10 protein-coding genes and 1 tRNA gene are annotated in these 9,680 nt (G+C 70.1%); 6 read left to right on the top strand and 5 right to left on the bottom strand.

Annotated features, from left to right (window positions below; translation table 11 throughout):
* Positions 1 to 2,179 (top strand): beta-ketoacyl synthase N-terminal-like domain-containing protein (locus G6027_RS09160; protein ID WP_277612328.1); only part of this gene is annotated, 2,179 nt, incomplete at its 5' end.
* Positions 2,176 to 2,691 (top strand): 4'-phosphopantetheinyl transferase superfamily protein, encoded by a 516-nt coding sequence (locus G6027_RS09155; RefSeq protein ID WP_182617037.1) that lies wholly within the window; start codon positions 2,176 to 2,178, stop codon positions 2,689 to 2,691. The genes G6027_RS09160 and G6027_RS09155, both read left to right, overlap by 4 nt.
* Positions 2,692 to 2,769: 78 nt before the next feature.
* Here the strand turns inward: G6027_RS09155 and G6027_RS09150 are convergent, their stop codons facing one another.
* Together G6027_RS09150 and G6027_RS09145 are read right to left on the bottom strand one after the other, a co-directional pair.
* Positions 2,770 to 3,480 (bottom strand): TetR/AcrR family transcriptional regulator, encoded by a 711-nt coding sequence (locus tag G6027_RS09150; RefSeq protein ID WP_182636899.1) that lies wholly within the window; start codon positions 3,478 to 3,480, stop codon positions 2,770 to 2,772.
* Between the two features lie 8 nt (positions 3,481 to 3,488).
* A complete protein-coding gene (locus G6027_RS09145; protein ID WP_182617033.1) occupies positions 3,489 to 3,989 on the bottom strand; it encodes a redoxin domain-containing protein in 501 nt (166 codons plus the stop codon).
* Between the two features lie 149 nt (positions 3,990 to 4,138).
* On the opposite strand from G6027_RS09145, the gene G6027_RS09140 reads away from it, so the two are divergent.
* Positions 4,139 to 4,414 (top strand): DUF3618 domain-containing protein, encoded by a 276-nt coding sequence (locus tag G6027_RS09140; protein ID WP_182636898.1) that lies wholly within the window; start codon positions 4,139 to 4,141, stop codon positions 4,412 to 4,414.
* A gap of 157 nt (positions 4,415 to 4,571) precedes the next feature.
* Here G6027_RS09140 and G6027_RS09135 read toward each other — a convergent pair.
* Positions 4,572 to 4,644, bottom strand: a tRNA-Lys gene (locus G6027_RS09135).
* A 279-nt stretch (positions 4,645 to 4,923) separates the two neighbouring features.
* On the opposite strand from G6027_RS09135, the gene G6027_RS09130 reads away from it, so the two are divergent.
* Positions 4,924 to 6,078: an Ig-like domain-containing protein gene (locus G6027_RS09130; RefSeq protein WP_346995672.1), complete on the top strand. Its 1,155-nt coding sequence runs from the start codon at positions 4,924 to 4,926 to the stop codon at positions 6,076 to 6,078.
* Positions 6,079 to 6,178: 100 nt separating this feature from the next.
* Positions 6,179 to 6,697 (top strand): YetF domain-containing protein, encoded by a 519-nt coding sequence (locus G6027_RS09125; protein WP_182617027.1) that lies wholly within the window; start codon positions 6,179 to 6,181, stop codon positions 6,695 to 6,697.
* A gap of 25 nt (positions 6,698 to 6,722) precedes the next feature.
* Here G6027_RS09125 and G6027_RS09120 read toward each other — a convergent pair whose 3' ends face one another.
* Entirely contained in the window at positions 6,723 to 7,961 is a 1,239-nt protein-coding gene (locus G6027_RS09120) for a cation:proton antiporter (protein ID WP_182617025.1), read from the bottom strand.
* 124 nt (positions 7,962 to 8,085) lie between these two features.
* Here G6027_RS09120 and G6027_RS09115 point away from each other — a divergent pair, with 124 nt between their 5' ends.
* Positions 8,086 to 9,078, top strand: coding sequence for a DUF2804 domain-containing protein (locus tag G6027_RS09115; protein WP_182617023.1), 993 nt, complete (start codon positions 8,086 to 8,088; stop codon positions 9,076 to 9,078).
* A gap of 19 nt (positions 9,079 to 9,097) precedes the next feature.
* Here G6027_RS09115 and G6027_RS09110 read toward each other — a convergent pair.
* Positions 9,098 to 9,680 (bottom strand): ATP-binding cassette domain-containing protein (locus G6027_RS09110; protein ID WP_182636897.1); only part of this gene is annotated, 583 nt, incomplete at its 5' end.

The following is a 9,680-nucleotide window of genomic DNA, read 5'->3' as shown; positions in this document are numbered from 1 at the left end:
CGCCGAGCTGCTGGACTCGTGCACCCCGGACGTCCGCCGGTCCGCCGGAGAGGCGCCTCTCACAGTCGACCTCACCGGGGGTCTCGGCACCGCCGACCTGGACATGGCTGCGCTCGCCGCGGACCGTCCGGCCCCGGCGGCCGAGGTCTCGACCGAGGACGCCGACGGGACCATCGCGGCCCTGCCGTCGCTGCAGACCGTCACCGCCGACGAGCGCCCCGAGTGGGGCCAGGTCACGCAGGACCTCGAGGACATGGTCGTGATCGTGGGCTCCGGCGAGGTCGGGCCCTACGGCAGCGCCCGCACCCGCTTCGAGGTGGAGACCACCGGCGACCTCAGCGCCGCCGGCGTGGTCGAGCTGGCCTGGTCGACCGGGCTCATCACCTGGGAGGACTCGCCGCGCGCCGGCTGGACCGTCACCGAGTCCGGTGACCCAATCGACGAGGCCGACATCGCCGAGCGCTTCCACGACGAGGTCCTCGCCCGGGTGGGCGTGCGCACCTACGCCGACGATTCGCGCGCGGAGATGTTCGATAACGCCTCGCCGCAGCTGACCTCGGTGTTCCTGCCGGAGGACCTGTCCTTCGTGGTGGACGACGAGGGCCAGGCCCGCGCGTACCTCGAAGCCGACCCGGAGAACACCGTCGTGACCCACGACGTCTCCACCGGCGACTGGACGGTCACCCGCAAGGCCGGCACCGAGATCCGCGTCCCGCGCCGTGCGACGCTCACCCGCATCGTGGGTGGGCAGATCCCCACCGGTTTCGACCCGACGGCGTGGGGCATCCCCGCCGACATGGTCTCCGGGATCGACCGGGTGGCGGCGTGGAACCTGGTGGCCACCGTGGACGCGTTCATCTCCTCCGGCTTCACCCCGGCGGAGCTGCTGGCCCACGTGCACCCGGCCGATGTCGCCAACACGCAGGGCACCGGCATGGGCGGTATGACCAGCATGAGGTCGCTGTACATCGACGGGATTCTCGGCCGCAGCCGCGCGAACGACACGCTGCAGGAGGCGCTGCCCAACGTCGTGGCCGCGCACGTCATGCAGTCCTACGTCGGCGGCTACGGCTCGATGGTCCACCCGGTGGCGGCCTGCGCCACCACCGCGGTGAGCGTCGAGGAGGGCTTCGACAAGATCCGCGCCGGAAAGGCCGAGTTCGTGGTGGCCGGCGGGTTCGACGACCTGTCCACCGAGGGCATCCAGGGCTTCGCCGACATGTCCGCCACCGCCGATTCCGCGGCGATGGCGGCAAAGGGGATCGACGAGCGCCACTACAGTCGGGCCAACGACCGGCGGCGCGGCGGGTTCGTCGAATCCCAGGGCGGCGGCACCATCCTGCTGGCCCCCGGCGACGTCGCGGCCCGCATGGGGCTGCCGGTCCACGGAGTGGTGGCCTGGGCAGGCTCGTACGCCGACGGCGCGCACACCTCGATCCCCGCACCGGGCCTGGGCGCTCTCGGCGCCGGCCGTGGTGGGAAGCGGTCGCCGCTAACCCGCGGTCTCGCAGAGCTCGGACTGACCGCCGATGACCTGGCCGTGGTGAGCAAGCACGACACCTCGACCAAGGCCAACGACCCCAACGAGTCGGACCTGCACGAGCGTCTCGGTGCGGCGATCGGTCGCTCCGACGGCAACCCGTTGTTCGTCGTGTCGCAGAAGTCGCTCACCGGCCACGCCAAGGGCGGCGCGGCGGCGTTCCAGCTCATCGGGCTGACCCAGATGCTGCGCTCGGGGACACTGCCCCCGAACCGGGCGCTGGACTGCGTCGACGACGTCCTGGACCGACACCGGCACCTGGTCTGGCTGCGCGAGACGCTGCAGCTGGGCGGGGACCTGCCGCTCAAGGCCGGTCTGCTCACCTCGCTCGGCTTCGGTCACGTCTCCGGACTCATCGCCGTGACGCACCCCGAGGCGTTCCACCGCGCTGTGGCTGCGCAGCTCGGCGAGCAGGAGTCGAAGCGCCTCCGCGAGTCGGCGCTGGAGCGCGAGCGGGACGGCGCCCGTCGACTGACCGACGCCATCTACGGCGGCGAGTCACTCTACAGCCGTCCGGACGCGCGTCGACTCGGCGAGGGATCTGCCGACGAGGTCAAGGAGCGCGAGGCCGCGGTCCTGCTGGACCCGGCCGCGCGGATCAACTCCGACGGCGTACTCGCGGCCAGCGACTGGCAGTGACCGTAGCGGTGCGGGGCGTCGGGGTCGACACAGTCGAGATCGGCGCCTTCGCCGCGTCCCTGGCCGAGCCGGGGACGCGGTTCACCACGGCCTTCTCACCCATTGAGCGACGGCAGTGCCGGGAGCGCGCCGAGTCCAGCGCGGCCGCGCCCGGCCCCCACCCGGTGGGTGCCGAGGTGCTGGGTGCGGGCTCCTCGTCGTCGTCATCCGGTCAGTCCACCCGCATTGCCCGTCACCTGGCCGCCCGGTGGGCGGCGAAGGAGGCCGTGGTTAAGGCCTGGTCGTCGGCCCTCTACGGCTCCGCGCCGCCGATCTCACCTGACCTGCTGGTGTGGTCCGAGATCGAGACCGTCTGCGACGCGTGGGGCCGGCCCGCGGTGCGCCTGGGCGGCGAGGTCGCCCGGCAGGTCGCTGCGACGGTGGGGGAGGGCGCCCGCTGGCACGTCTCACTGAGCCACGACGGCGACTCCGCACTGGCGTTCGTGGTACTCGAGGGGCCGGTGGCCGGGTAGCGGGGTCCCGTCTCCCGGGCGGGCCAGCGCCGAGCACCGTCGACGACCAGCCTCGCCGGCGGACCAGCCTCGCCGGACTCAGCCGACCTGGGCTTCCTTCTCCGCCAGCCACAGGTAGGCGGTGAGCATCCGCTTGAGTTCGGTGACGGTGGCGTCGTGGATGTCCTCGCCCGTGGCGGAGCCGGCGCTGACGGAGAAGTTGAGCATCGAATAGGCCACATGGACCAGCACGTCGGCCATGAACGCGCGGCGCTGGCGCTCGGTGGCCGGCATGAGCGGGGCGAGCACGCTGGCGATCATCCTGGCCAGTTCGCGCTCGTTGACCGCCGCGGTGGCACGGGTGGCGGGGGTGGCCTGCGTGGCCAACCAGACCGCACGCCGGGAGGGATCGCTCAGCCACAGGTCCGCCAGGTGGTCGAGGAAGTCATTGAGCAGTTCCGGCCAGTCCAGCGCGGGGATCTTCTGCGCGAAACGCTCGATCTCCTCGATCACGCCGTGGGCGTCCTGGCGGTCCAGCTCGCACACCAGGACGTACTTGTTGGCGAAGAACTGGTACAGGGTCCCGATGGGGACGCCCGCGCGGGAGGCCACCTCCTCGCAGGTGAACGAATCGAAACCCACCTCGACCAGGACGTCCCGCGCCGAGGACAGCAGCGCCTGGAACTTGCGCCGGCTCCTCTCCTGGATGGGCCGGCGGCGGGGCACCAGGATGTTCGGCTCGTCCTGGACGGCCTCGTCCGCGGGATCCCGTACTGGTTCCTGCACTCGCTCGGGCGGGTCGGTCGGCATGGGTGGCGTCAGCCCTCCTTGGGTTCGGGCAGTTCCACGCCGAGGAGCTTCGCGAGCATGGCCACGTGGCCCTTGGCCCGGACGTTGTACCGGGCGAGGGACAGCGTCCCGTCAGACTCCACGACGAACGTCGAGCGGATCACGCCCATCACGGTCTTGCCGTAGTTCTTCTTCTCCCCGAACGCACCCCACTCGGTGAGCATGGTCTTGTCCGGGTCGGACAGCAGGGGGAACGTGATGCCGTGCTTGTCCCGGAAGCGCACGAGCTTGGCCGGCGGGTCGGGTGACACCCCCACGACCCCGATGCCGGCGTCCCGCAACTGCTGGAGGGCCCCTTCGAAGTCCACTGTCTCCGTGGTGCAGCCGGGCGTCATGGCGGCCGGGTAGACGTACAGCACCACACGACCGTGCGCGGCGAGCAGGTCCGCCAGCGACGTGGGGGTTCCGTCGGCGTCGGGGAGGGTGAAGGCGGGGGCGGTCTGGCCCACCTCGAGCCGTGGTGTGGTCACCGGTGCTCCTGAAGTCGGGTCGGGGTCTGTGATCACTCCAACCTATCCGATGCGTCGGCGCGCGGGCGCGGATCGCCGACGGGTGCAGTAGCGTGGGCGGGGTCCAGAATCCGCGGCTAACCGCGTGACGAGCGATCGACGGAGGTCTCGTGTCCAGGAGTTACGACAGCATCGAAGGCGACATCGCCAAGGCGCGTGACGATCTCGCGACGACGTTGGACGAGATCGTCGACCGGGTCAATCCCAAGAACCTCGCCGAAGAGGGCAAGGAGAGGGCCGTCGCCGCCCTCACCGATCCCCGGGTGCTCGCCGTCCTCGGCGGATTCGCGGCGCTGGTCATCGGGGGCATCACGGTCTCCATGGCCAACAAGCGCAAGGAACGTCGGCGTATCGAGGCCTACCTCGAGGCGCGTCGGGCTCTCTGAGCGGCCGCCGCTCACCACAGCCCATCGAGAAGAGCGTTTCGCACATTCCCACTCGGGAAACGTGTGCGGAACGCTCTTCTCGTTGAATCACGGGGGTCCCGGCCGCGCTGCCGACACGACAAAACCCCGGGTCGTGGACCCGGGGCTTTCTCTGCTGTGCGCCATCAGGGACTCGAACCCCGAACCCGCTGATTAAGAGTCAGCTGCTCTGCCAATTGAGCTAATGGCGCCTGCGTGGTGCGAGAGAAACAGTAACAGGACACCGACGGCATCACGAAATCGCCTGGTCAGAGCGGGGGTGGCCGGTTTTCGACGGCGCATCCTTAACCAATTCGATATGGAATGCAATGATTTTCCCAGGCATACTGGGGGTAACTTCTCGCCGGTCATGTCGACGTCCGGGGGGGGATGATGCTCGGAAGGGGCCATTAGTGAACTTGCGCCACACGGATCGGACCAGACGACGGGACCCGGGTTCCCGGTCGAGATCCCGACTCGCTCTGGCCGCCGTGTTCGCCGGCTCCCTCGTGTTGACCGGGTGCACGATCGGCGCCGGCGGCGCGGGCGAGGCCCAGGTGGCCGAAGCCCCGGCGGAGCCGGCCGCGGTCATCGACCTGTCCGTCGAAGACGGATCACTGGACGCCAACCCCGCCGAGCCGGTGGTCCTCACCGCCAGCGACGGTCGTCTCGACACCGTGGTCATGCGGAACCCGGAGGGCGTCCAGGTCCAGGGCGAGTTCAACCCCGACCTGACGGAGTGGCGGACGACCGAGGACCTGGGGTACTCCCGCGAGTACACGCTCGAGTCAACCGCGACAGACCAGGACGGCCTCGTCACGCGGAAGAACGTCACGTTCAGCACCCTCACCCCGCGCATCATGACGGCGGCCTATCTCACCACCGGTCAGGGCTCGACGGTGGGCATCGGTCAGCCGGTCGCGGTGATGTTCGACGAGCCGATCTCGGATCGCCGGGCCGCCCAGGACAACATTCACATCCGTACCGAACCAGAGGTCGAGGGCGCCTTCTACTGGGTCTCCAACCAGGAGGTCCGGTGGCGTCCGGCCGAGTACTGGGCGCCCGGTACCAGGATCGATGTCCACGTGGACATCTACGGCGAGGATCTGGGCGGCGGTATGTACGGCCAGGAGGACGCGCGTAGCGACTTCCAGATCGGCGACGCGGTCATCTCCCGGGTGGACGACTCGACCAAACAGATCGTGATCGAGCGCAACGGTGAAGTGATCAAGACCATGCCCACCTCGATGGGCAAGCCCGACACCCCGACCCCCAACGGCACGTACGTGATCGGCGAGAAGCTCGCCTCGATGATCATGGACTCCTCGACCTACGGCGTTCCGGTCGACTCGCCGGAGGGCTACCGGACCCCGGTCCAGTACGCCACGCGGATGTCCTACAGCGGCATCTTCGTCCACGCCGCCCCGTGGTCCGTCTGGGCTCAGGGCAGCCAGAACGTGAGCCACGGGTGCCTCAACGTCACGACGTCAGATGCCAAGTGGTTCTACGACAACGTCAAGCGCGGCGACATCTTCGAGGTCACCGGAACGGTCGGCCCGACGCTGCCGGGGTGGGACGGTCTGGGCGACTGGAACGTCCCGTGGGAGACGTGGAAGGCCGGTAACGCAGACGCGGGCACGGCCTGACGCTCTCCCCACCGACGGCGGGCCCCCTGCGGTCCGCCGTCGGTGGGGAGAGCCCCGGGTAGCGTGAGCTGTCCTCACGTCGCCGACCCCGGAGGTCCCCATGTGGTTCTCGTCCCTCGACCCGATCGTGCGCGTCCTGCTGATCGGCCCGGTCGCGTACGTGGCGATGGTCGCGGCGATCCGCTTCAGCGGCAAGCGGGTGTTGTCCAAGCTCAACGCCTTCGACATGGTCGTCACGGTCGCGCTGGGGTCATTGCTGGCCACGATCCTCACCTCGTCGGATCTGGCACTGGTGACCGGGCTGGTCGGGATAGCTCTCCTGCTCGGACTCCAGGTCGTGGTGAGTCTGTTCACCTCGAGGCTCGTCAAAGGGCGGACGGTCGTGCGTGCCAGGCCCGTCCTGCTGGCGCAGCGGGGGACCCTGCTGGAGGACGCGATCGCCTCGAGCAGGCTCACCCGGGACGAGGTGTTCCAGGCCATGCGTTCGAGCGGCTTCGGCGGGCTGGACCAGGTGGCAGCGGTGTGCCTGGAATCGGATGGCACGCTCTCGGTGATCGGTGCCTCGAGCGCCGGGGACGAGGAGGCACTGGCCCCGTTGCGTGGCTGGGCCGACCACTGACGACCCGGAAGTCGCGCGCGCGGCTTCAGCGGATCGGGCGGCTGGCTCTGTCCTCGTCGTGTCGCGCGGCGGACCTGAACATCGCGCGACCGGGAGCCGAGGAGACGCCGTGTGCGAGCGTGCTGGCCACCACGACCAGGGTGCCCACACCCAGCAACAGGGGATCCGGACCCGCTCTGGACGCCTCCTCGGTCAGATAGAAGATCGCCGCGACCCCGACCGGCCCGAACCAGCCGAGGAACGCGGCGTCGCGTACCCGCAATCCGAGCGGACGCATGAGGGCGAGAAGCACTGGCGGGCGCCGCAGGACGAGCACTGCAGCCGTGAGGACCACCGCACCCCAACCCAACTGCTCCCACTGGTCCCACGGCAGCATCGCTCCGAGGACCAGGAAGAACGGCAGGACCGCGAACTGGTTGATCGCCTCGTCGATCTCCACCTCCACCTGTCTCTCGTGCCCGACGCTGGCCAGGTTGAAGGCCAATCCCGAGACGAATGACGCGAAGACCCCGTTGACTCCCAGCAGGCCCGAGCCACCGAGGACCAGCAACGCCAGCAGCAGGGTGAACATCAGGATCGGGCCGTTCTCGGCAGTGTGGTGGCGCTCCGAGAAATGGAGGGCCTTGGCCGCCGACACTCCGGCGAGGACGCCCAGCACCAGGGCACCGAGGATCTGCCAGCCGATCTCCAGGGCGGCCTGCCCGGCGGTGAGGGGGGTGGCGACGGCGAGCGCGACCACGACCAGGGGAAGGGCCAATCCGTCGTTCGCCCCCGACTCGAGTGACAGCAGTTGCCGGTCGTCCTCGGGGAGGTCCCGCTCGGCGGCGTCGCCGGTCACCGCCGCGGAGGCGAGGACGGGATCCGTGGGGCAGATCGCAGTACCGAAGAGCAGCGCCACCGCGAAGGGGATCCCCAACGCCCAGATCGCGAGACCGGTGGAGATCAGCGCCATTGCGGGCATCACCACCACCAGGAGGAGCGTCAGACGCCGCCAGTGACGACGGATCGCCGAGAAGGGGTAGCGAAGAGCCACACCCATCACGGAGATGGCCAGAAGGATCTCCGCGCCGTGATGGAGCGTGGAGGGGTCGGCGACGATGTCGGGGACGTCGAGAACACCCATGACCACGGGGCCCAGGACTATGCCGACCCCGAGCGCGATGAGCGGCTCCGACACCGGCCACCGGTGAAGTCGCGCGGACAGGGCGACGATCACGACGCCGAGCGCGCCGACGGTCGCGAGCAATAGATCGAGTGTGGACACGAGCCCTCCAGGTCAGTCGGGTCCACCGCACCATAGGCAACCCTCGGCGGTCGCGCCATCGGTCCCTCTCGTCCCACTGTGGACCGCGCGAATGCCGAGCGGGCGCGAATGGAAAAGTGGGCGCATGACCGACGAGCGTGAGATCATCCGGCCCACCGACCTGGCCCGCGGCCGCCGACTCGATCCGGCTGCCGTCGGCTGGACCCGCACCCCGCTGCACCGCACCGCCATCGCCGGGTGGGGCCGGACCAAGCGCTGGGAGTACTGGGGCATCGTGACCGACCGGTTCGTGGTGGGGCTCACCGTGGCCGGTCTCGACTACCTGTCCACCTGCGCGGTCTACGTCCTGGACCGCCGTACCGGGGTGGAGACCACCCGCAGCGGGATCAACCCGCTCGCCCGGCCCGCATTCAGCGACGAGGCGGGGGTGGGGACCGTGCACGCGTCGGCCGGCGTGGGTTCGGGTCGGGTGGGAATCGAGATCGACGACGACGACGAGGGCGCCACCGCGATCCGGGTGCGCGCTCCCGGCCTTCGGGTGGACCTGGATGTCCTCCGCCCGGGCCATGACAGTCTCGGGGTGGTGGTGCCGTGGACTGAGCGCCGTTTCCAGTACACCCTCAAGGATCTCGCCAACCCCGTCACCGGCTCGGTGACCCTGGACGGGATCGCTCGCGACCTCGGGACCGGGTGGGCGGTCCTGGACCGCGGGCGCGGGCGCTGGCGGTACGCGACCCGGTGGAACTGGGGAGCGGGCAGCGGCGTGGTCGACGGTGTGCCGTGTGCGCTGCAGGTGGGTGGCCGGTGGACGGACGGGACGGGGTCCACGGAGAACGGGATCCTCGTGGACGGCCGTCTGCACAAGATCAGCGAGGATCTGCACTGGACCTATGACCTGGCGGATCCGGCGGCGGCCTGGCGGGTTCGCGGCGAGCGACTGGACGCCACGCTCACCCCGTTCCACCTCCGCCGGGACATCACCGAACTCGGGATCCTGGCCGTGCGCACCCATCAGGCCTTCGGCACCTGGTCCGGAACCGGGGTCCTGGATGATGGCACCGCGGTGCGCCTGGACGGCCTCACCGGGTGGGCGGAGGAGTCGCGGAACCGCTGGTAGGACGCCGGGTGGCACAGGGCTATCCGGCGTCCGGCAGCGTGAGAACCGAGTCGCAGCGGGCGATCACGTCTGCGTCATGCGTCGCCACGAGGACGGCGGCACCGGCGGCGGACGCCTGCTCGAGACGGGTGAGCACCGCGCTGCTCGTCGACCGGTCGAGCGCCGCGGTGGGTTCGTCGACGAGGAGCACGTCGGGCCCGCGGAGCAGCGCGGCGGCCAACGCGATGCGTTGCCGCTGGCCGCCCGACAGGGCTCCGGGCCGGCGTTCCAGGAGCTCTGGACCGAGCTGGAGCTCCTCGCAGACCTGGGACAGGTCGGTGCGGTGGTCGCGGGCGAGTCGGCGGAGTCTGCGGCCCACGGTGACCGCCGGGGCCAGGGCCAGCGAGGAGTCCTGGGGCACCAACGCGAACGAGTCGATGTGGGCGCGCGGCCGGTTCTGTACCCGCGGGGCCAGCTCCTCCCCATGGATCAGCACGCGTCCCCGGATCGGAGGATGAAGGCCCACGGCGGCGCGTAGCAGTGTCGACTTCCCGGAACCCGAGCGGCCTGCCAGTGCGAGGAGTGACCGCGTCGGCACGACCGCGTCGAGCGGGCCGATGGGA

Source organism: Dietzia sp. SLG310A2-38A2 (assembly GCF_014145095.1).
Classification (GTDB): Bacteria; Actinomycetota; Actinomycetes; order Mycobacteriales; family Mycobacteriaceae; genus Dietzia.
The sequence above is the reverse complement of the archived record's forward strand: the minus strand, read 5'-3'. Positions and strand labels throughout refer to the sequence as shown.